The following is a 22,388-nucleotide window of genomic DNA, read 5'->3' as shown; positions in this document are numbered from 1 at the left end:
AAATGAAAATATTGATGGTAGTAGCTTACTTTCCACCTGAAATTGGGAGTGCTGCACATGTTTACTATGATTTAGCTAGAGCATTTATAAAAAAAGGTCATGAAGTTCATGTTTTGACTTCTTATCCTCGTGAATTCAATTTAGATAAAAGAGATATGGGAAAAACATTTCATTACTATGAGAAAATGGATGGAATTGAGGTGCACCGTTCTAAACATTTTTCTATAAGGGATTTTCCTCTTTTTAGGGGATTAGAACATTTTATTTTACCATATCAATATTTTAGAGAATATAAACGGATGAACACGAAATTTGATGTTTGTCTTATGTACATTCCACCTCTACCTCTATACCAATTAGCGAATAAAATAAGAAAATATGATGGCACACCATCTATCCTTAATTATCAGGATTTTCATCCACAGGAACTTATTGATGTGAATTATGGGGGAATACAACGAAATCTTATCATGATAAAACTTTTGGAGTACATGGAAAAGAAATCTTACAAGACTGCCGATTATATTACTGTTTTATCTGAGGGGGGAATAGATTATGTCGTAAATAAAGGTGCAGATCCTTCTAAGGTGACTCACATATATAATGGAATCCATCCTTCGGACATTGAAATTTTTGAAGCCCACAAAGATTTCAAGAAAAAAGAAAATATCGAAGATAAATTTCTCATATCTTACGCAGGGATTTTATCCCCATTTCAAGGCATAGATAATATCCTTAATGTTGCTAAAGAATTAAAAGATCATAAAGATATTATATTTTATTTAGCGGGAGATGGGATGATAAAAGAACATCTGGAAGACCGAATCAATAATGAGAACATTTCTAACCTTAAACTTTTACCATTCCAACCTCGTGAAGAATATTTTAACTTAGTAAACTCTTCAGATATATCAATTGTATCATTAGATGAGAGAATGTTAGCCCCCTGTTTACCTGGAAAATTAACCAACCTATTATCACTAAAACAACCTATTATTAGTATTGTTTCTCCTGAAGCTGAGACTGCTCATTTTATCGAACTTGCCAATTGTGGCATTCTTGTTGAACCAGGTGATGTTCTTGGATTTAAAAATGCCATATTAAAATTAAAGGAAGATTCCGTTTTGAAAAAAACATTAGGGAATAATGGTAGAAACTTTGTTGAAAAAAAGATGAATTTGGATAAAAATGTTGAAGTCTACCAAAAAATTATAAATAAACTTTATTGAGGGAATTGATGATTTATATTGTAAGTTTGCAATACAGTCCTGTTTTCAAGTCATTGTGTTTTGCGCTTGGAAATCAACTTGAAGAAAAAGGAATGAAAGTGAAATATATCTTAAGTTCTCACTATGAGTGGATGGTATCAAAAAATCGCAATATCAAATTTATTGGTAATTCGAAGGACATTGCAACGATTTTACATGATTCTATCAATTATAGAAATTTTAATAGAATTAAAAAACTTGTGTTAACAGATAAACCACAATGGGTTTATTTTTTTAATATTCATCCATTTTTTAATAATTATATTGCAAGGTTAGTGAATAAATATGGTGGAACTGTTATTCAGCATATACATGAACCTTATGTTGAGAATAAAAACCATTATGGTACCTTCCAGAAGAGATGGTTATATCTCTTTGAATATATCCAAGGGAATATTTTGAAAAAATGTGATGTTGTTATTTTATCATCTCAAGAGGCTTGTGGTCTGTTTAATAAAAGATATTCGGGTTTTAAAGGTAAAAAAATAATTATTCCCCTTCTTTATGAGGATTTAGGAAAAGATTTGATTCATTCCGAAAGAAAATATCTAAATTTTATAGGACCCCCAGTAACTGCTAAGAATCCTGAGAAGTTTCTTGAAATCGTTAGTAACAGTCGAAGTATGGGATTTAATTTCTTAATAATTTCTAGGGAAAAAATTAATGACAAAAAATATTATCAGTATGATAATTTAGAGGTATTCCAAAATGAAAAAATAAGTGATAATTCACTTGGAAATTTCATGAAAAAAAGTATACTAACTATAACTCCTTATAAAACGGCTAGACAAAGTGCTGTAGTGGCCACTGCATTTATGTATGGGACTCCAGTTTTGGCAACAAATATTGGTGGTTTAAATGAGAGTATTATTCATAAAAAAACCGGATATCTTGTTGATATAGATTCTGACATATCCGAGTGGGTTAATGGTTTGGTATATATTAAAAATAATATAAAAAGATTATCTAAAGATAGTCGTGATTTTTTTGAGAAAAATTATTCAGAAATTAATTGGCCAAAATATTTTAAAGAGGTATTTGAAATTTCAGACTGAAGAGAAGTTATTTTGATTGTTTGGGGTAGTAAAAGATATTATCTGATTGTATTGGGTTTTTTGGGCTATAAAAAAATGTTTTTAATTAATAAGAGATGATGAAAACACATCTATTCTTACATTCTAATAAACATATTGAAGGAAAAAAGATGGAAACAATAGAAAGTAATAAGTCTCTTAAGATTCTTCAAGTAATTTCAACACCTCCCTTTGCATGGTCTACTGGAGGTTGTGCTCGTGTTTCTTTTGATTTATCAAAGGAACTTGTAAAGAGAGGACATGATGTTACAATATTAACAACAAATATGTTGGAACCAAATCAGAGGTATTCAAAAAAAGATATAGAACATATTGATGGAATTCGTTTTATAAGATTTGATTATGTTAGTGATAAGTTAGCTTGGAAGTATAAGATTTACCTATCTCTAGGAATAATTAATTATTTAAAAAATCATGTCATGGAATATGATATTGTCCATTTACAGGATTTAATATCGATTCATGCTATTTGTACTGCAAAATATTGCCAAAAATTCAATGTTCCGTATGTATCCTCAGCACATGGTTCATTAAATTGGTTATTTGAAAGAAAAATAATCAATACATTATATAATAAATTTTTTGCAAGTTATATTCTAGAAAATGCAAGTAGATTGATAGCATTAAATAATACAGAATTATCACTTTATGAAAAATTTGGCCTTAACAAAAAGAAAGTTCAAATTATTCCAAATGGTATTTCTTTAGTTAAAGAAGATATTTTACAAAAAAAAGGTTTATTTAGAATAAAATATCAAATTAATGAAGACCAAAATATCATTTTGTATTTGGGCAGAATCCATGAATCAAAGGGTATCGATTTACTTATTCGTGCATTTTCAGATTTGAAAACTAGTGTAAATAAATCTAAATTGGTAATTGTCGGTCCAGATGATGGTTTTATGCCCAAAATTGAAACTCTAGTTAAAAAATTAAAAATTAAGAATGATGTCATATTTACCGGGCCGTTATATGGGGATGAGAAAAAAATGGCCTATCTTGATGCTGATATTTTTGTAACACCAAGTTTTACGGGATTTCCCATAACTTTTTTAGAAGCTTGTTCTTTAAAAACTCCAATAATTACCACTAAAAATGCAGATACCTTAAATTGGATAGATTATCAAGTAGGTTTTGTGGTACCCTATACTCAAAAAGATCTTAAAGATGCAATGTTCAATATATTAAATGATAAAAACCTTGAAAACACATTTGCCGATAATTGTGTAGAAATGGTAAAAAAAAGGTTTACATGGAATATAATAGCAGAAAATTTAGAAAAATTGTATTTAGATATAATAATTAGCAGAGGTAGCATATGAAGATTCTCCATATAATTGATCAATTCCAACCGCAGATGGGGTATCAAGAAACCCATTTAGCAAGACAACAAATTAGAAATGGCCATGAGGTAATGGTATTATCATCTGATAAACCATTAGGCACTCTTAATTTGGAATCTTCTGATCATTTAAATAAAGAGATTAAAGAAGGTTCTCATGTTGAGGAGGGCATCAATGTCTTAAGGTTGCCTGTACGATTTGAAGTGTCAACATTTAATAAACCATGGATAAAATATTTAGAAAAACATGTTTTAGAGTTTCAACCAGATGCTATTCACGTTCATGGGATTGTATCTTTATCAAGTATAAGAATAGCTAGACTAAAAAAAAAATTAAATCAAACAAAAATTATTTTTGATGATCACATGACCTCTGATGCTTTGAGGGGTCCATGGGTTTTGTATTTTTATAAAATTTTTAAATTGTTTTTTAAAAGTATGATTCTTAAAAATGTTGATGAATTTGTAGCGGTTACTCCTGAAACTAAATCTTTTATGAATAATATATATGGAATCCCATTAGATAGAATAAAGATTATTGAATTAGGTTGCGATACAGTACTTTTTAACAGAAATCAATCAATAAGATCAAAATTAAGGGAAAAAAATGGAATAAAAGATAATGAAATTGTGTTTTGTTACGTAGGTAAAATAGTTAATGAAAAAAGAGTTGATATATTTATAGAGGCTGCTTTGAATCTATTAGAATCTGACAAGAAAATAAAAGTTCTATGCTTAGGGGCAAATGATCCAATCTGTTTAAGATCAATTATGGAAAAGGTTAATTCATCTAAATTTTCAAATAATTTTATTTTTTTACCTGCAGTTCCTAACGTGGAGTTATATAAATTTTATTCAATGTCCGATGTTGGAGTGTGGCCTAAACAATGTTCAATGACAGTGTTAGAAGCTATGTCCTGTGAAATACCTGTAATAATTTCAAATAAAACAGGAGCTCCAGAGCGAGTTTATGATGGTTTTAATGGGTTTTTTTATAGAGATGGAGATGTTGATGATTTAAAAAATAAGATGACTTTATTTTTAGATAATGAAATTTTGAAAAAGATGGGTAAAAATGCAAATACCACTGTTCAAGAACGTGATTGGAGTATAATATCTAAAAAATTTGAAGATTTGTATAGGTAGAGTTAATATGACTTTTCGCACGCCAATTGCAGAGGATTTACTTATAATTACGAATACATATCCCTTTTTATCTAATTATGGTGGTATATTTGTCGAACAACAAGTCGAAACGATTAGAAAAAATTTTAAAGAGGTTAATGTAATTTCCCCATTATCATATTTTCCTTCCTTTTTATTAAATTATAATTTTTTTAGAAACTATTCATCTTATAAAATTAGCCCTAAAAATTATAAGAATTGTAATGTAAATGTTTTTTTCCCAAGATTCTATCCAATACCTAAAACGGGCAATGATTTCTTTAATATTCGGCTGAAAAGATTTTTTTTCCTCAAAGCTGTTGAAAACGTAATAAAAAAAAATAGATTATCTTTTGATTTAATTCATGCTCATTTTATTCACCCAGCGGGTTATGTGGCATTAGAATTAAAAAATAAATATAAAAAACCGCTTATTATCACTGCACATGGTGGTGATTTATATACATTACCATTTAAATCTAAATTATCGTTTAAATATGTCGATAAAATTCTCAATAGCTCAGATTTTATAATAACTACTAGCCAAGTCAATTATGATATTTTGAAAAATAAGTTCAGAGTTTCTTCTAATAAAATAGAAGTGATGGCAAACGGTTTTGATGAAAAAATATTCTATCCTATAAATCAAGACATTGCTAAATATAAACTAAATTTACCTAAAAATTTAAAAATCATTCTTTCAATTGGTAATATTGTTGAAATAAAGGGACATAATTATCTTATTTCTGCGATTGATAAAATAAAATCTGATTGCAGTGAATTATTAGTTATTATTATTGGTAAGGGAAATCCAAACAACCTAAAAAAACAAATAATTGATCTAAAACTTGATAAACATGTTAAGATAATCAATGGAGTCCCTCATGATGAAATTCCAATGTGGATCAATGCATGTGATCTTTTTGTTCTTCCAAGTTTAGATGAAGGTTCACCCACTGTAATACCTGAAGCATTAGCCTGTGGGAAACCCGTTATTGCAACTAGAGTAGGCAACGTGCCAAAAATTATTAATAATGAAAAATTAGGTATTTTAGTCAATCCGAAAGATTCTCAGGATCTTGCGATATGTATCGAAAAAGCAATTTGTAAAGAGTGGGATTCGCATTTTATCTCTGCCTATGCAAAAAGTAAATATTCTAATGAAATTTTATCAGAAAAGATTTTAAGAATTTACGATCAATTGGGTGCCTAATGTAATCATCTATTTAGAATGTATATACCATAAATCAAATCCACCATCTGAGTACAATTTATCTAGACTATTATCTTCATTTAATCTATTGAAATCACTTGTGGTAAGCATTTCATTTGCTCTTTCTGGAAAAGTATAAACATAAACTACCTTAAGAAAATCTGGAATTAATAAGTATGTATCTTTAGTGTATGATTCTCCTAAGGTGGAATTTACATTATAACCAAAATGAGCGGGGAACGGAACAGAATTATATTTAGTGACATCAGCTCTTAGTTTTTCAATGCCTAATCTGCCTGCATATCTATCTGGTGCAAAATACCAGGTAGAATAAGACAAGTTCGTGTTTTTATTATTTATAAACCATTCGGTTCCTTTTAAACTACTTTCGGTCGTATGACGATTAACAGATAGGGTGTAATGAGAAGGGTAGACAGAAATAATCCCCATTAGTGTCACAGAAAAGACTAGCAATATTACCAAAGCTGAAGGTATGTTTGATGATTTAAATATTAATCCTCCTTTTTGTATAAATCTTGATAGTCCAATTCCTACGGGTATTGTTAATAATATGAGTATATATGTTATAAGTCGTGTAGGTCCAAAACTTAGGTTTAAAAAATAGAAAAATCCCAAAAAAATTGTCAATAAACCTATTATCCAATACAAATTTAGTAAATGAGGTCTTTCCCGTTTAATGAATGTAAATGTTAAAACAGCTATAATCATATATATTATAACTGCACCATATATTTTGAATGCTTCTAAGAAAACATTATAATTCTTATCTTGTGCACCTTCTATACTTTTACTTAACATATCATACTGAGTAGATCCACCTTCAGTAAGTAATGTTTTGGTGTTTACAATTGTCGATTCCCAAATACCAAAAGAAGAAATCCATGTTGTAATAAGTACTATAAATAAAAGAGCAATTGCGTAATTAAAGTTCCTATTTTCTTTAATATTTGATTTTAAAAAGTTTAATTGTTTTAGATTTATGGGTTGTAACCATAAAACACATACTATAAGTAATAGTGCAAATGCTGGAACTGGGTGGAATGGCGCATATAAAAATGGAATTATGATAAACAAAATTTTCCATTGAATTTTTGGAGAATAATAACTTCTGAAAAGTAGGTAAACTGCAAATGGAAACAATAAATTAGCAATTGTTGAGGGGGTTAGGTCTAAATACCACCCAAAAATCAGGGGTGTACTACTTAATGTTATCAGTATATAGTCCTTTTTTTCGGGAGCTAAAAAATGTGCGATTAAAAACATGAATAACGGAAATAAAAGAAAAATATATGCTGGTAATAGTTTAAAAATGATCTCCAATGGAACACTAGAAACTAAGTTGAGCTGCGTTAAAAAAATGTGAGTTAAAGGATAAAAGTTTTTTTGAGCTAAAAAATGTCCTGTTGATAGTATTGGTTGCGTAAATTGCCAGTGTATGCCAGGATCACCAGAAGCATTCCAAAAGAAATAACCTTTAATTATAAATAAGGATAAAATTATAAAATTTATTAATGTGACCAGTATTAACCCTAAAACGGAATATCGGTTGTATAAATTACGTATTATAGTAATTATGCCTAATAACAATGAGGTTATAATACATATCCAAAATAGTATTGGTGTGCCCAGATATATTGATGGTTCAAATGCAGTTACAGTTGAATTGGATACAGAAAGTAAACCTATAAATACAAAAAAAAAGCTGATTGTTAATATTATTTTGCTGTAAGTTTTATTTTCCATAAAATCTTTCCGTATTGAATTAACTTTAATTGATTAATTAGATTATTAGTAACATATCAATGTTCTTTATTTCTCTTATTTAAAGATTATTATTGGTTTAATATCATATTATAAAATTTTTTAACAATTATTAATAGTTCTCATGTATTTAAACAAATATCATGTTTTTAAAAGGCAATATATTATGTATTACTCTAATTCGATGTCATTTATCCCACTATTCTTAAAATATTGATTTAAATTTATGAAAACTGAAAACAGTACTGAAATGGTGGGAATTAAATAATAGTAATTTCAATCTTGTAACATGTGCGGTATCAATGGATTTAATTGGGGTAATCATGATTTAATCCAGGTAATGAATGATGAAATAAAACATCGTGGTCCTGATGACAATGGTTTTTACTGTAATGATAAGCTTAGTTTAGGTTCCGTGAGATTATCAATAATTGATCTTTCAGATAAAGGTCATATGCCAATGTTTTCTCGTGACAATAAATTTGCAATTGTTTATAATGGAGAAATTTATAATTATTTAGATATTAAGTATGAATTGTTAGAAAAGGGTTATAAATTTAATTCAAATACTGATACTGAAGTTTTATTATATTCCTATATTGAGTGGGGTTCTAAATGTGTGGAAAAATTTAATGGAATGTGGGCTTTTGCTATTTATGATATTGAAAAAGATATAATTTTTCTTAGTCGTGACAGATTCGGTGTTAAACCTCTTTATTACTATTATGATAATGGTGAATTTATATTTAGTTCAGAAATTAAGGGTATATTAAAGCATGAGATGGATATAAAAGCAAATGAAAATTTAATATTTGATTTTTTATATTCAGGACATACTGATCATACCGAGGAAACATTTTTTAAGAATATTAAAAAATTAAAACCTGGAAAAAATCTTTTTTTCAATTTAAATGATAATTCTATTTCTACAATAGAATATTACAATTTAAAAAAAGCATTGAAAACTAAAAAAATTCAAAAATCCAAAGAAATAAGGGATAGTTTTTTTAATTCTGTTAAACGAAGATTAATTTCTGATGTGCCTATCGGCGGTTGTTTAAGTGGTGGGATTGATAGTTCTTCGATTATATGTGCAATGAAAGATTTAGGAATGAAGAATATTGAGGTTTTTTCATTAGTTTTTCCTGGTGAAAAAATTGATGAAAGTAAATTCCAGGAGGTAATTGTTGATTATGGAGGATTAAAATGGAACAAGACTAGTTTTGAATTGGAAGACATTCTAGACGATATAGATGATCTTTTGTATACGCAGGAGGAACCTTTTATATCATTAAGTATTTATGGGCAGTATAAAATTATGAAATCTGCTGCTCAGAATAATTTGAAAGTTTTAGTTGATGGTCAAGGTGCTGATGAAGTATTACTGGGTTACCACTTTTTTTTCACATATTATTTTTTGGATCTTTTACATGAATATAAATTTTTAACACTTCTAAATGAAGCAATAATCTATAAAAAAGCTCATGGAAACCTAAACCCTTTTATAGGAATTTTTAAAATAATATTTTCCAAATTTATACTAAAACATCGCAAATTCAAACACCCTTTTCTTTCAGATCAATTTCATTCTAAATATAAAAATAGAATTGAATTGAATCCGGATGTGCCAACTCAGGGTGATGTAAATGATAGGTCATACTTTGCAGAAACGTATTATCCTTTGCCACAACTGTTAAGGTTTGAAGATAAGAATTCTATGAGATGGAGCATTGAAAGTAGGCTACCTTTCTGTGATTATGAATTTGTTGAGATGATGATCTCAACACATCCTTCTCAAAAATTACATAAAGGTATCACAAAGAAAATATTTCGGGATGCTTTGAAGGATAATGTTCCACAAGTAATAATGGAAAGGAAAGATAAAATAGGTTTTGAAATTCCTGATGACAAACTTCTAAGAAGTGATAGAGGCAAAATATTTGTTTCTGAACTTTTTGAATCAAAACGTTTCAAAGAAAGGACTTTTTGGGATTATGAAAAGGTAAAAGAAAGGTGGAATGAACATTTATCTGGAATAAACAATGGAAGGCTTCTGTGGAAAATCATAATTTTAGAATTATGGTATAGAAAATGGATTGAAGGTTCATAAAGATACTTTATTCAAAAGTTCATTAAATTTTTTTGCCATTGTTTTTTGCGAGAACTTTAAAATTTTATTTGAACTATTGAATTCAACATAACCGTTATTTTTATAGGAATTATAATGCATTTTAATAAGGTTTTTCAAATCATTTTTATTATTAACTGCTATTCCACTATTGGTTTCACTTAATATAGTTGGAACACATCCTTCTACAACCCCATAAGAAACAATGGGTCTTTTAGCTGCTAGATATTCAAATATTTTGCCTGTGCATACTCCTTTTTCTTTAGGATTATTCCACATTAACAAAAGCAATATTTGAGACATCCTTTGTTGTAGTATTGAATTTTGGTGACTGATTGTTCCGTTTATATTTACTATATTTCCCAAATTTAAATTTTTTATTTCTTCGAATAGCCAGGATTCTTCTTGACAGAATAGTTCTACACTTATATCATCACTATTTAAAAATTCTTCTTCCAACAGTTCGTTAATAACTTTAAAAAAATCTTCAGGATCTCTTTTTTTATTATAAAGTTGACCTGTATATGTTATGGAGAATTTGGAAGTTAGAGGCATTCCGAGATTTACATCTTCTGGATCAAAACCATTATGAATAGTGTAAATGTTTTTAGATTTGTGAAGTCTTTCTAAATCTTTAGACAATTCTTTTGAAACGGTTGTAATTGCATCAACATTTTTTAATGTGCCTAACTCTAATCTCCTCTCAAAAAATTTCCTAATTGGAGTATAGTTATAATAATGATTTTGTGTCCAAAGATCTCTAAAATCAGCTATCCATGGAATATCAAATTCCTTTTTTAGATCATGGGCAATTAGATGACAGCTTATTGGTGAAGAAGAACTAATTATTGCATCAAATTGTTCTTCTCTTAGTAACTTCCTTCCAGATTCAACAGCAGTTTTTATCCATTTTTTCTGCACATCTGGATATGCGTTGATTTCTAACCATACCCGAAGAAATAACTTGGATAGTATGTTATCATTTAATTTATATTTTTTTTTGACAGTTTTTATTGGATCTGCAAATTCTGTTTTTATAACATTACAATCAACTTCTTCACTCTCATTTGTCTTAATGGTTAATATAGTGGGTTCCCATCCATAATCTTTTAAATATTTATTTAAACCTCTTAGTCTAAACGATCCTATCGCTTCGTTTTGGAAAAAATAATATGTTATAATTAAAACTTTCATAATTATCGCATCTGAGTATATTGATTAGGAAGCTTATTTAATACTAGTAATTTGTGTAATTAATTTTTTCAAAATTTTAATGAAAGTTTTCATTTCTTTATATGAAAAAGTTCTGAGTAATATTATTGACATGAAATAAATGGCAGCACCGCTTAAAATTAGTAAAGTTATTCTCAATATACTTTCATTTACGAACATACTAATGAAAATTCCCATAATTATGCTTGAAATTATAACTTTTGATATGAATTTAAAATCTGGTTTATTGTTTATTTTTTTCCAAGACCATACGGTGACAATTAAAGCCAAAAGTAAGTAGGAAACTACTGTTGAGAGGGCAGCTCCAATAATTCCAATGTATGGTATTAATATGAAATTTAGCACTATGTTAATCAGAGCACTTGAAAGAATAATAAATGGCATCCATTGAGTTTTTTCGTCTAAAAGTATTATATAAAAATTAATTTCATATATGCCTAAGAAAATAGTTCCTAAACAAATCATTAGTATTAAACTGCTATCCGCAATAAATTCAGCTGTTGTCAAAAGATTTAATACTTGTTTAGATAATACAAACAATCCAACTGATGCAGGTATACTAAGAAATAAAAACATGTTTAATGAATTTTCTAAGTATTTTTTAACATTATTCTTATCGTTTTGTTCCCAAAATTTAGAAATTACTGGAAAAATTACAAAACTTATTGGTGCATAAAATAAAGATATCATACTTCCCAAGCTATAAGATGCAGAGTATATGCCGGTTTCAGTTAATCCCAAAAAAAAGGATATGAAATATCTGTCAATTGAATTAATTAACCATAATAAAATTCCTGTCGGTATTTGAGGTATACTAAATTTCAAGTATTGTTTCATTTTTTTGAAGTTAGGAATGATGATTTTTATCTCTTTTTTAATATATAGCAAAACTAATATTGAAAATAGGATATCTACAACAATCTGGGAGAGAATTAGTGAATAAAATGAGAAATCAAGAATTGAAATAAAAATTATCATAAGTATTTTAAAGAATGACCATAACAACTGGATAATTGATATTTCTTTTACTTTTTCTTGAGATCTTAAATAAGAAATTAAATAACTGAAAATAGCTGTTGAACCAGCCCATAAGAACGTTATTGGAACATAATTACTATAAATTGAGCTGTCGAAAATGAAATTAGAGATTGAATATTTATAATAAATTGCTAGAATTAATACACTCACCATAATTATTATTATGGTGAACAGTATATTTGAAAACGCTTGACTTATGCTATTTTTATCATGATCATTAGAAAAATATCGTATTAATGCAGTTCCAAGGTGAAGAGTTAAAATAGGTGTAAATAACCCCACGGTAGCCAGTATTATGGCCCACAAGCCGTATAGTTCAGCACCATAATTTTTTGTTAATACTGGTAAAGTTATAAGACCTGAAAATGCATAAAAAATTTGAAATATAGATATCCAAAGAATATCTTTACCAAATTTAAAGCTATCAATTTCCATTGAATCACAATTATAATAAATTATTTACTAATCCTACAATTTTGTCTTTTGATTTCCCATCACCGAAAGTGTTTTTGTGCATGCTTTTAGACTTAAAAGATTCTGTAATATCGACAACATATTTGTAATTAATAGTTTCATTTTTTTGGGCAACCAAAATATTTTGACCTTCTTGAATAGTTTCAGGCCATCCAGTTGAGTCATCTAAGGTAATACATGGAATTTTAGCAAAATAAGCCTCTTTTTGAAGACCACCAGAATCCGTAATTATTTTATAAGCGTTTTTTGTTAAAATTAACATTTCTAAATAACTTACAGGTTCAATAAGCATAATATTATTTGCATTTTTTAATTTATTATATAATCCATACTTATTTAGGTATTTAACAGTGCGTGGATGAACTGGAAAAACTATTTTATATTCCTTTGATAATTCTAAAAATGCTTTACATATATTTTTTAAATTATCCGCATCATCCGTATTCCTTGCTCGGTGAACGGTCGATAAAATATAATCATTTTTGGACAAATTTAAGTTTTCCATAATATTTAAACGCTTTTCTGCTATTTTTGAAAAATATAGGAAATTGTCTAACATAACATCTCCAGTGCGATAGACACCTTCATTCAACCCTTCTTTATGAAGATTGTCCATTGAAATTGTTGTTGGGGCGAAGAGGAGGGTTGAAATATGATCTGTTATAACACGATTAATTTCTTCAGGAACTGTTTTATCAAACATTCTAGGCCCTGCTTCAACATGAGCCAAGGGTAATTTTAGTTTAGAAGCTGTGAGAGCTGCAGCTAATGTTGAATTAGTGTCACCATAAACTAGAACTAAGTTAGGTTTTTCGGAAACGAATAATTTTTCTAAAGCTATCATTATTTTAGCAGTTTGAATGGCATGAGTATCAGAACCAATTCCTAAATTGTAATCAGGCTTAGGAATATCCATTTCTTCAAAAAATACATCTGACATTTCTTTATCATAGTGTTGTCCCGTATGGATAAGAATTTCTTCATTTTTTTTTCTAAGCTCTTTTGATAGCAAAGCAGCTTTAATAAATTGAGGTCTCGCACCTAAAACTGTAATAATCTTCATTATATCCCTTCTTTGAAAAATTCTAGTGTTTGACTGATAACATATTCTAATTCGTTATTGCTTATTTCTGGATAGACTGGGATTGAAAAAACTTCTTTAGATGCTAATTCCGAATTAGGAAAACTGCCCTTACCATATCCTAAGTGAGAAAAACAAGGTTGTAGATGAAGGGATAATGGGTAATATATTGCATTACTGATATCTTTTTTGGCCAAAAACTTTTGAAGATCGTCTCGAAGGCCATTAGATACTCTTAGTGTATATTGATTGAATACGTGCTTGTTTTGAGAGTTGACTTCCGGGACTTTCAATCCATCAACATCTTTCAAGTATTTATTATAGAATTTTGCATTAGATATTCGCATATCATTCCATTTATCAATATATTTCAATTTAACACTTAGAATAGCTGCTTGAATGGAATCTAATCTGCTGTTATATCCAATTATATGATGGTAATATTTGGGCTTAGAACCATGAACTCTTAGAGTACGTATTTTATCGGCTAGTTCATCATCATTAGTAGTGATAATACCTCCATCCCCGTAGCATCCTAAATTTTTAGCAGGGAAAAAACTGAAACATGTGGTATTCATTGATCCAATTTTTTTCCCATGGTATTGTGCTCCTATGGATTGTGCTGCATCTTCTATTATTATTAGATCGTGATCTTCAGCTATTTCCATGATTGGTTCCATATCTGCAGGTTGTCCATAGAGGTGAACTGGAATAATGGCAGTTATTTTCTCATTTTCCTTAATTTTTCTTTCCAAATCTTCAGGATCAAGGTTGAAACTTTCTGGATTAATATCAGCAAATTGAGGATTAGCCCCGGCGTTATTTATTGCACCAGCAGTGGCAAAGAAAGTGAATGGTGAGGTTATCACATCACCAGAGACTCCATGTGCTTTAAGTGAGATCAAGAGCGCATCGGTACCGCTTGCAACTCCAATAGCATGCTCAGCGCCACAATATTTCGCCAAATTTTCTTCAAAGTTTTTCACCTCACTGCCTAAGATGAAATTTTGAGAATCAACCACCCTTTGTATTGCTTCATCTATTTCTTCTTTAATGGGCAGATATTGTCTTTTTAAATCAAGGAATGGAATATTCATAGCTTTACAACCTTATTATCTTCTTTTCTATATTTTTTCTGGCAACTGCATTCTGCAATATTATCATCTTCAAATTTGAGTTTTAATCCACATTCACATATCCAATTTGATATTTTCGCGGGATTTCCTACCATAATAGCATAATCTGGAACAGCAGTGGTTACCACAGCACCAGCACCAACTAAAGCATATTTGCCTATATTGTTACCGCATACAATGGTAGCATTAGCACCGATAGTTGCACCTTTTTTCACTATCGTCTCTTTAAATTCATCTTTACGAGAAATGAAACTTCGGGGATTAATTACATTACTGAATACCATAGAAGGTCCTAAAAATACGTCGTCTTCAATTTCCACTCCTTTATAAATTGAAACATTGTTTTGCACTTTAACATTATTTCCAATAGTAACATCAGGTCCTATCATAACATTTTGACCTATATTACAGTTTTTACCAGTTTTAGAACCAGTTAAAACATGTGAAAAGTGCCAAATTTTAGTTCCATGCCCGATTTCACAGGAATCATCAATAAATGAACTTTCATGAACAAAGTAATCTTTAGTATCCAATGAAACATTTTCTGCATTATTTTCCAATGATTTTTGGGATGATTGGAGTACTTGAAGGACATTATACCCCTCTTTTCCATCAGTTTTTGGTTTTTCCCGCGTTTTTATACAGTTAAGAAAATGTTTACATTCTTCTTTTAGTGGTTCTTCTGATCCAATTGGCACTGGTTCAGGATCTTTTAAAACTGGAACCGGCACTCTATCCACCCATTCTATTTCGTGTGGATAAATTAGAAGTTTATCATCAACCATATCGTTGAAGACAGCCATACGTTCACTTCCCACAACTACTAATCTTTGTTCTTTGTAAGGATGGAGCCAACTAACAAAGATATGTGATTTAACTCCACTTGAAAATTCCATAGTTGTAAGAGTAACATCAGCTACATCTTTATTTAGGTAAGTCCCGGCGTGTGAAGAGATATGTTTAGGCATTTCATTCAGTAACATTAAAATGACAGAAACATCATGAGGCGCAAAACTCCAGAGGATATTTTCTTCTGTTCTAAACTTACCCAAATTCAATCGGTTAGAATAAATGTACTGAATTTTTCCAAGGTAACCCTTTTGTACTAATTCTTTAAGTTTTACCACTGCTGGGTGATAATGTAAAATATGCCCAACCATTAGTATATTGCCTTTTTTTTCAGATATTTCTATGAGATCTTTGGCATCTGATAAGTCTAAGGATAATGGCTTTTCTACAAAAACATCTTTTCCACATTCCAATGCCTTTTTAGCCATTTTATAGTGTAAAATAGCCGGTGTTGCAATGACAACACCTTTAATCTTTTCATCGTCTAAAACTTCCTGAAAAGAAGTTGTGACATGTATACCTGAATATTTATCTTGAAATTCTTTTAAAGTAACTTCATCTAAATCACAGATAGTCTTGAGGGCATCCAATTCAAAAAAATTTCTAACTAAATTCTTGCCCCAGTAACCACTTCCAATAATAGCAATGTTTTTCATTGAACTCCCCATTATAAATTATAAAAGTTTTCTAAATTCATTTCACGATTTTGTTGAAAAATATTACGTGAATCAATAATTAATATGTTACCTTGATCGTATTTATCTTCGAGATATTTGAGTTTAATATAATCTTGATGATTGGTTACAATTATTGCACATTCTGCCCATTTAATAGATTCTTTGAGATCTTCGGAATAAAAGTGACCGAACCTTGTTTTTATGCATTTTGCATAAGGATCATGGACTTTCAATTCCGCACCCCTCTCTTTCAATTCTTCAATTACATTTGCTGCCGGTGATTCTCGTGTATCACTAATATTCCCCTTATAGGCGAGTCCAAGTATTAGAATTTTTGAACCTCTTATTGGTTTTCCCATTCTTTTTAGCCCTCTCTTTGCTAAATTTACAGTGTGGATGGGCATAAAATCATTGATTTCTCCTGCGGTTTCTATAAACCGGGGGATGATTCCAAACTGCTTAGCACGATACGAAAGATAATAAGGATCAAGAGGTATGCAGTGTCCACCAACACCAGGTCCAGGGTAAAATGGCATGAATCCATAAGGCTTGGTTTTAGCCGCATCTATAGCTTCCCAAATGTCAATGTCCATTTTATCGAAAATTAACGCTAGTTCATTAACCAATGCTATATTCACATTCCTGAAAATGTTTTCAATCATTTTAACTGCTTCAGCGGTTTTACAATCTTGAACTTTAACTATTTTTTCAGTAATGTCTTCATATAACATTGCACAGATTTCTGTGAATTCAGGAGTCAAACCCCCCACGACATTGGGCGTGTTTTCGATTTTGTATTTTTTATTCCCAGGATCTACTCTTTCCGGTGAGTAAGCAACTCCAAAATCCTTGATAGATTTTAAACCACTTTTTTCTTCAAGAATGGGTATTAAGTATTCCTCTGTTGTTCCAGGGAAAGTAGTGCTTTTTAAGATGATGAATTGTCCCCTTTTCAGCATTTCACCAATACTTTTGCCCGCCATTTCTATATATGAAAGATCAGGACTCTTATCTGCTCTTAATGGTGTGGGAACAGTAATTATTATAAAATCGCAACGTGTTAACTCTTCATAACTCGTTGTTGGATGTAACTTTTCTAGATTAATCTCAGAATCTTGAATATCTTCTATATACGATTTATTTTCTTCTAATAACTTTATTTTATCTTCATTTTTATCGAAGCCCACAACCTCATATTTTCGGGAAAATGCTACTGCCAGAGGTAAGCCAACATAACCTAATCCTATAATTCCTACAACAACTGATCTATCATTAATTTTTCTTTTTAAGTCTTCAGTCCAGTTCATTCTTCCACTCCGACTGTAAGTTGTGATAAATAAAACTAAAGTATAGTTAATAATGGTTCTATTTTGGTTCTATATAACCTTTCTATGGCTTATGTAAAAAATCTTTATTCAAATATTCCATTAGATAATTAGTTCTTAAAATTCTTCTGGCAGTCTAATAAAACCATTAAAATGACTGTATTAGATCAACTACTCTCCACGAGAATCAGAAAATTGGATCTAATAAGGGGGAGTGAATATCAATAACTTTCAGAAATAGCAGGATTTTACAGCACCCCTCATGTAAGTAATCAGTTACATATTCTGGAGGGTTTATAAGGTTATTTCTTTCAAATTACGGGATTTAAATCCAAAATAATATAAACCAGGAGCATATTATGAAAACCATTAAAAAGAGGAGGTGAAAATCTGATAGAGAAAACAGGCAAAAAATCGAACTTGAAACAATTTCGGGCTATGATTCTTATCTTTATTTTGGGATTAACCATGATTACAGTTATAGGCAGCGTGTCTGCTGCCGACAATGATGTTATCTACGTTAATGGTTCCTCAGGTGATGATAGCTGGGATGGACTGACCTGGCTCACTGCCAAGCTAACCATTAAAAATGCCACCGCCACAGTGAATGATGGGGGCAGAGTATACATTGCCGACGGGACCTACACTGGAGACGAAAACACCAACATCACCCTGGACAAGGATGTGACCTTCATCGGAGAACACCAGAACCAGACCATCCTGAATGGAACAGATACCAATCGCCTGTTCGTGATTCTAAACGGGGCCAATGTATCCCTCATTAATTTGACCCTGGCCAACGGCTACATCGATGAAAGTATGGGTGCCGCCGTGTTTAACCTGGGAAATTTAACAGTCACTGGCTGTACTTTCACTGCTAACATGGCGGAGTATGGTAGTGCCATCTTCAACGCCAACACCCTGTACGTGGATAACTCCGTATTCACTGGAAACCTGGGACTGTCCATTTCTTCCATCTTCAACGATGTGGATGCCACTGCTCAGGTGAGAAACTCCGTGTTCACTGATAACGGTGTGGACGAGGATGCAGGGGCCATTGAAAACAATGGTGATTTAACCCTCACCGGCTGTACCTTCACTTCAAACAGTGCATCATCAGCTGGGGCCGTAATGAACACCGGTACCATGAATATCACCGGCTGTACCTTCACCGGCAACAACGCCACCTATGAAGTGGGAGGTGCCATTTTAAACACCGGACTACTGACCATAAACGACAGCACCTTCACCGGTAACACCGCTAACAGTGATGGGGGGGCAGGTGGAGCTATATTCAACGAAGGTGGAACCCTGAACATTAGAAACACCACATTCACCATTAACACTGCCGATTTATCAGGAGGTGCTATTTACAGCTTCAACGGGGGTGTCCTGAACATTGCAGATTCAGTGTTCTCCCGTAACTATGCCCAGGCTGGTGGAGCCATTGTCAACATTGGTAACTCCACCATCACCAACACCCTCTTCGACAGTAACCGTGCCGAAGACGGTGGGGCCATAATAAACAACCAGAACATGACCATAACCAGCAGCACCTTCACCGGTAACCAGGCCGACATGTTCGGAGGGGCCATCAGCAACCGCCACAACCTCACCGTGCACTTTTCCCGCTTGGTGGGAAACACCCCGGTGGACATCTACAATAGCGAGGCCACCCTGGATGCCGAGTACAACTGGTGGGGAACCAACTTTGCAGGATCCGACCCGGTAACTGCCGGAAGAGTAAGCGGTGCCACCATCTCCCGATGGCTGGTTCTAAGCCTAAACCCGGATCCCGCCACCATCAACAACGGTGGAACATCAACCGTGACTGTGGATCTACTCCACGACCAGCTGGGCAACTACTACGACCCGGCCTATGGACATGTCCCCGACGGAATACTGGTGAATCTCACCGGAACCCTGGGAAGTCTCAACCCCGCCCAGTTAAGTTTAACCAGTGGACGGGCCACCAGTCTCTTCACGGCTTCGGGTGTGGGTAGTGCCTTAATCACGGCCACCCTGGATAACCAGACCAGTTCCACACGAGTAACCATCAACGCCGCCGGAGAAAACACTACAGACCCTACTGTAAACGCCGCAACTGTGGAGATGCAAAAAACAGGTACCAGTCCAGTGGGCCTGATACTGGCTTTACTGTCCATATTCGGTGGAGCAGTTCTGGGTAGGAGAAAGTTATAATCATTTCTCCCCGTTTTTCTTTTTTTTATGCACTAATTATTAACCTAATCAATTTAGAAATAGGTTTTACTTATTTGGAATACAATTCTGCTTATTTTGGAAGTTAATAACGTTTCATACATATATTTATTCTAGATTTCCATCAAACCCCCATTTTAGGGATATAACTAAAAATAGTGATGAAAAATTAAAAATAAGGGCTGTGATATAAATCTAATAATTTATATAATCCTTAAAAGATAATTAATCCCAGATGGTGATACAGTGCAGAGTCTTAAAAGTTACCAGTTGACCCCACCTGAAAAAAGGCGTATTATGGAAAGTATAACTTCCATATTAAATCAGGAAAAGATAATTTTTGCCTATCTGCACGGGTCCTTTTTGAAGGAGAACTTTAGGGACATAGATCTGGCAATTTACCTTGAAAAAAACCTGGATAAAAAAGAGGCCATCCACCTGGAATTTGAAATAGAAAGCGAACTTGAAAATGCAGTTCATTTTCCAGTTGATGTCAGAATCTTGAACCGTTCTCCTTTATCTTTTCGGTATAATGTCTTTAAAGAAGGTACCCTTCTTTTCAGTAAAGATGAACTGACACGCAGTGATTTTATCTCTCTAACTCTGGCCATGTACCATGATTTTAACTTCTATCGTAAACGCTACATGAGGGAGGCTTTAGGGCTTGAAGTATGATGCAGATCGGTGGCCCAGTTCAGGAATAGATTGGTTCATATCTACTGGGAAGTAGATGATGAGATGATCTATGAAATACTCAACCAAAATATCAATGACATTAAAACATTTTTAAAGGCATACTTGGAATTTCTAAATAAATGATACTGATATATGGCTAATTATTGCCAAATTCATTTAAGCTAATAATTTATAATGGTATTTTGTATTTTTTTAAATAATTCCTATTTGAATCTAAAATAAATAAAAAATTAACTCTTTTTAAAGAATTACCATATTTCTCTTAATCTAACCACTAAAAACCTTTATATAGGACTTAATAGTTAAAAAAATAGGTTTATACTAAATTTAATAAGAAATTATGGAGTGGTGAACATTTCCAAACAGAAATCACATGTAAAATCAAAGGTATCCTATTACACTAAAATAACCTTTCTGGGGGTAATTATTCTATTAATGGGGATCATGGGATTGGTATTATTAATCAGGATCTCAGGGTTTATTCTATTAACCGGGATATTGGGATTGCTACAGTTATCCTTACTAGCCTTACTGGTCATCACCGGGCTAATCATATCTAGGTATGGGTGGTCTAAACGCAGAATCTGGAGTAGGGGTGCTAAGGGTGAGAAGATAGTGGCCAAAAAGCTCAAGAAATTACCTAAAAAATACACGGCTATCCGGGATGTTAAAATACCAAACCTGGGTGGAGATATTGACCACGTGGTGGTGGGGCCCACCGGAATCTACGTTATTGAAACCAAAAATTACAAACCAACCTACATCCCGGATGAGGACTGCTGGTACCATACCTCCGGCAGAAAATCACCACAAAACCCCGCCAAACAGGTTAAATTACAGGCGTCAAAGTTGAATGATTTTCTAAAAAATAAACTGGGTAAAAAATTAAATAAAACAGCCATATACTCAGTAATATCCCCGATAAACCATAATTTAATCTTAAAAAAAGATATAAAGTCGTATGAAATCGTTTACCCTGAGGATCTAGTTTCTTACCTATCCCGCGGCCGGAAAATTCTGAGTTCTAAAGAAGTTAAGGAGATAATTAATATTTTAGCTAAGTATGGTAGAATAAAATAGATGCTTAATATAAATTAGGTCTGGTGTTATAATCTAGATAGATTAGCCCTGTAAGATATCTAGGTAATGTTTTTATGTATAAAAGGACATAACATGTATTCATGAAATACACTATAATCCTTGAAAAAGAAGAAGAAGGAGGGTACTCTGCTCAATGTTTGGAACTTCCAGGGGCAATAAGTCAGGGAGAGTCTAAGGAAGAAGCCATTGAAAATATAAAAGTGGCTATTGAACTTGTGTTAGAAACACTTGATCTGGAAACCAAAAGGTTAAGTAAAGTTAACGAGATTTCCAGGGTGGAATTGAGTGTCTAAGAAGTTGCCCACAGTTTCTGGGAGGCAAACCGTTAAAGCATTGGTAAAATTAGGATTTACAGTTAGAACAGGTAAAGGTGATCATGTTGTTTTGCAGAAGGATCATCGTGTATTCTCGGTTCCTTTACATAAAACTCTTAAGAAGGGAACCTTGCGGAAAATACTTAAAATAGCTGATGTAACTGTTGAAGATTTTAATGAAATGTTATGATTTTTCTTATTTCATTTTAATTTGCTAAATATTATTTTTAGGGTCTTAGTTTTTTCATGTTTC

At 31.8% G+C, this 22,388-nt stretch carries 19 protein-coding genes; 12 read left to right on the top strand and 7 right to left on the bottom strand.

Features of this window, described 5'->3' with window-relative positions; all coding sequences use genetic code 11:
• Nucleotides 1-2 precede the first annotated feature (2 nt).
• From QC759_RS04460 to QC759_RS04440, 5 genes are all read left to right on the top strand, one after another.
• Nucleotides 3-1,229: a glycosyltransferase family 4 protein gene (locus QC759_RS04460; RefSeq protein WP_048071937.1), complete on the top strand. Its 1,227-nt coding sequence runs from the start codon at nt 3-5 to the stop codon at nt 1,227-1,229.
• 8 nt (nt 1,230-1,237) lie between these two features.
• The gene (locus tag QC759_RS04455; RefSeq protein WP_048071936.1) at nt 1,238-2,323 is read left to right on the top strand and encodes a glycosyltransferase family 4 protein; all 1,086 of its coding nucleotides are present in this window, start codon (nt 1,238-1,240) and stop codon (nt 2,321-2,323) included.
• A 149-nt stretch (nt 2,324-2,472) separates the two neighbouring features.
• Entirely contained in the window at nt 2,473-3,684 is a 1,212-nt protein-coding gene (locus QC759_RS04450) for a glycosyltransferase (protein WP_279845145.1), read from the top strand.
• Entirely contained in the window at nt 3,681-4,850 is a 1,170-nt protein-coding gene (locus QC759_RS04445; protein WP_048071934.1) for a glycosyltransferase family 4 protein, read from the top strand. The genes QC759_RS04450 and QC759_RS04445 overlap by 4 nt, the downstream gene beginning before the upstream one ends.
• A gap of 7 nt (nt 4,851-4,857) precedes the next feature.
• Complete coding sequence (locus QC759_RS04440) at nt 4,858-6,081, top strand: glycosyltransferase (RefSeq protein ID WP_048071933.1); 1,224 nt, start codon at nt 4,858-4,860, stop codon at nt 6,079-6,081.
• A 9-nt stretch (nt 6,082-6,090) separates the two neighbouring features.
• Here QC759_RS04440 and QC759_RS04435 read toward each other — a convergent pair whose 3' ends face one another.
• On the bottom strand, nt 6,091-7,845 hold the full coding sequence (locus tag QC759_RS04435; RefSeq protein ID WP_048071932.1) for a hypothetical protein: 1,755 nt from the start codon (nt 7,843-7,845) through the stop codon (nt 6,091-6,093).
• 307 nt (nt 7,846-8,152) lie between these two features.
• Here QC759_RS04435 and asnB point away from each other — a divergent pair, with 307 nt between their 5' ends.
• Nucleotides 8,153-9,973 (top strand): asparagine synthase (glutamine-hydrolyzing), encoded by a 1,821-nt coding sequence (asnB, locus tag QC759_RS04430; protein ID WP_048071931.1) that lies wholly within the window; start codon nt 8,153-8,155, stop codon nt 9,971-9,973.
• Here asnB and QC759_RS04425 read toward each other — a convergent pair.
• Genes QC759_RS04425 through QC759_RS04400 form a run of 6 tightly spaced genes read right to left on the bottom strand, consistent with a single transcriptional unit; the run spans nt 9,968 to nt 17,786 of the window.
• A complete protein-coding gene (locus QC759_RS04425) occupies nt 9,968-11,185 on the bottom strand; it encodes a glycosyltransferase (protein WP_048071930.1) in 1,218 nt (405 codons plus the stop codon). The two genes, asnB and QC759_RS04425, sit on opposite strands and share 6 nt — an antisense overlap.
• 33 nt (nt 11,186-11,218) lie before the next feature.
• The gene (locus QC759_RS04420) at nt 11,219-12,697 is read right to left on the bottom strand and encodes a flippase (protein ID WP_048071929.1); all 1,479 of its coding nucleotides are present in this window, start codon (nt 12,695-12,697) and stop codon (nt 11,219-11,221) included.
• 10 nt (nt 12,698-12,707) lie between these two features.
• A complete protein-coding gene (gene wecB, locus QC759_RS04415) occupies nt 12,708-13,799 on the bottom strand; it encodes a non-hydrolyzing UDP-N-acetylglucosamine 2-epimerase (protein ID WP_048071928.1) in 1,092 nt (363 codons plus the stop codon).
• Nucleotides 13,799-14,914 (bottom strand): DegT/DnrJ/EryC1/StrS family aminotransferase, encoded by a 1,116-nt coding sequence (locus QC759_RS04410; RefSeq protein WP_048071927.1) that lies wholly within the window; start codon nt 14,912-14,914, stop codon nt 13,799-13,801. Before QC759_RS04410 ends, wecB begins: the two co-directional genes overlap by 1 nt.
• Entirely contained in the window at nt 14,911-16,458 is a 1,548-nt protein-coding gene (locus tag QC759_RS04405; RefSeq protein ID WP_082055682.1) for a Gfo/Idh/MocA family oxidoreductase, read from the bottom strand. Before QC759_RS04405 ends, QC759_RS04410 begins: the two co-directional genes overlap by 4 nt.
• An 11-nt stretch (nt 16,459-16,469) precedes the next feature.
• Nucleotides 16,470-17,786, bottom strand: coding sequence for a nucleotide sugar dehydrogenase (locus QC759_RS04400; RefSeq protein WP_048071925.1), 1,317 nt, complete (start codon nt 17,784-17,786; stop codon nt 16,470-16,472).
• A 486-nt stretch (nt 17,787-18,272) separates the two neighbouring features.
• Between QC759_RS04400 and QC759_RS04395 the strand changes: the two genes are divergently transcribed.
• The 6 genes from QC759_RS04395 (at nt 18,273) to QC759_RS04375 (ending at nt 22,325) form a co-directional block, all read left to right on the top strand.
• Complete coding sequence (locus QC759_RS04395; protein WP_048071924.1) at nt 18,273-20,006, top strand: beta strand repeat-containing protein; 1,734 nt, start codon at nt 18,273-18,275, stop codon at nt 20,004-20,006.
• Between the two features lie 264 nt (nt 20,007-20,270).
• Nucleotides 20,271-20,699, top strand: a complete 429-nt coding sequence (gene mntA, locus QC759_RS04390) for a type VII toxin-antitoxin system MntA family adenylyltransferase antitoxin (protein WP_052659941.1) — start codon at nt 20,271-20,273, stop codon at nt 20,697-20,699.
• A gap of 9 nt (nt 20,700-20,708) precedes the next feature.
• A complete protein-coding gene (locus QC759_RS12255; RefSeq protein WP_082055681.1) occupies nt 20,709-20,843 on the top strand; it encodes a HepT-like ribonuclease domain-containing protein in 135 nt (44 codons plus the stop codon).
• 321 nt (nt 20,844-21,164) lie between these two features.
• Nucleotides 21,165-21,800 (top strand): nuclease-related domain-containing protein, encoded by a 636-nt coding sequence (locus QC759_RS04385; protein WP_279845137.1) that lies wholly within the window; start codon nt 21,165-21,167, stop codon nt 21,798-21,800.
• Between the two features lie 101 nt (nt 21,801-21,901).
• Nucleotides 21,902-22,114, top strand: coding sequence for a type II toxin-antitoxin system HicB family antitoxin (locus tag QC759_RS04380; protein ID WP_004029759.1), 213 nt, complete (start codon nt 21,902-21,904; stop codon nt 22,112-22,114).
• Nucleotides 22,107-22,325: a type II toxin-antitoxin system HicA family toxin gene (locus QC759_RS04375; protein WP_004029760.1), complete on the top strand. Its 219-nt coding sequence runs from the start codon at nt 22,107-22,109 to the stop codon at nt 22,323-22,325. Before QC759_RS04380 ends, QC759_RS04375 begins: the two co-directional genes overlap by 8 nt.
• The last annotated feature ends 63 nt before the right edge of the window (nt 22,326-22,388 follow it).

The organism is Methanobacterium formicicum (assembly GCF_029848115.1).
In the GTDB taxonomy this organism is placed as follows: domain Archaea; phylum Methanobacteriota; class Methanobacteria; order Methanobacteriales; family Methanobacteriaceae; genus Methanobacterium; species Methanobacterium formicicum.
This window is presented reverse-complemented; position numbering and strand designations above follow the sequence as displayed.

Coding starts and splice junctions, on each gene's coding strand:
- QC759_RS04460 (WP_048071937.1), top strand. CDS start 3: ATGAAAATATTGATGGTAGTAGCTTACTTTCCACCTGAAATTGGGAGT.
- QC759_RS04455 (WP_048071936.1), top strand. CDS start 1,238: ATGATTTATATTGTAAGTTTGCAATACAGTCCTGTTTTCAAGTCATTG.
- QC759_RS04450 (WP_279845145.1), top strand. CDS start 2,473: ATGGAAACAATAGAAAGTAATAAGTCTCTTAAGATTCTTCAAGTAATT.
- QC759_RS04445 (WP_048071934.1), top strand. CDS start 3,681: ATGAAGATTCTCCATATAATTGATCAATTCCAACCGCAGATGGGGTAT.
- QC759_RS04440 (WP_048071933.1), top strand. CDS start 4,858: ATGACTTTTCGCACGCCAATTGCAGAGGATTTACTTATAATTACGAAT.
- QC759_RS04435 (WP_048071932.1), bottom strand. CDS start 7,845: ATGGAAAATAAAACTTACAGCAAAATAATATTAACAATCAGCTTTTTT.
- asnB (WP_048071931.1), top strand. CDS start 8,153: ATGTGCGGTATCAATGGATTTAATTGGGGTAATCATGATTTAATCCAG.
- QC759_RS04425 (WP_048071930.1), bottom strand. CDS start 11,185: ATGAAAGTTTTAATTATAACATATTATTTTTTCCAAAACGAAGCGATA.
- QC759_RS04420 (WP_048071929.1), bottom strand. CDS start 12,697: ATGGAAATTGATAGCTTTAAATTTGGTAAAGATATTCTTTGGATATCT.
- wecB (WP_048071928.1), bottom strand. CDS start 13,799: ATGAAGATTATTACAGTTTTAGGTGCGAGACCTCAATTTATTAAAGCT.
- QC759_RS04410 (WP_048071927.1), bottom strand. CDS start 14,914: ATGAATATTCCATTCCTTGATTTAAAAAGACAATATCTGCCCATTAAA.
- QC759_RS04405 (WP_082055682.1), bottom strand. CDS start 16,458: ATGAAAAACATTGCTATTATTGGAAGTGGTTACTGGGGCAAGAATTTA.
- QC759_RS04400 (WP_048071925.1), bottom strand. CDS start 17,786: ATGAACTGGACTGAAGACTTAAAAAGAAAAATTAATGATAGATCAGTT.
- QC759_RS04395 (WP_048071924.1), top strand. CDS start 18,273: ATGATTACAGTTATAGGCAGCGTGTCTGCTGCCGACAATGATGTTATC.
- QC759_RS04385 (WP_279845137.1), top strand. CDS start 21,165: ATGGGATTGGTATTATTAATCAGGATCTCAGGGTTTATTCTATTAACC.
- QC759_RS04380 (WP_004029759.1), top strand. CDS start 21,902: ATGAAATACACTATAATCCTTGAAAAAGAAGAAGAAGGAGGGTACTCT.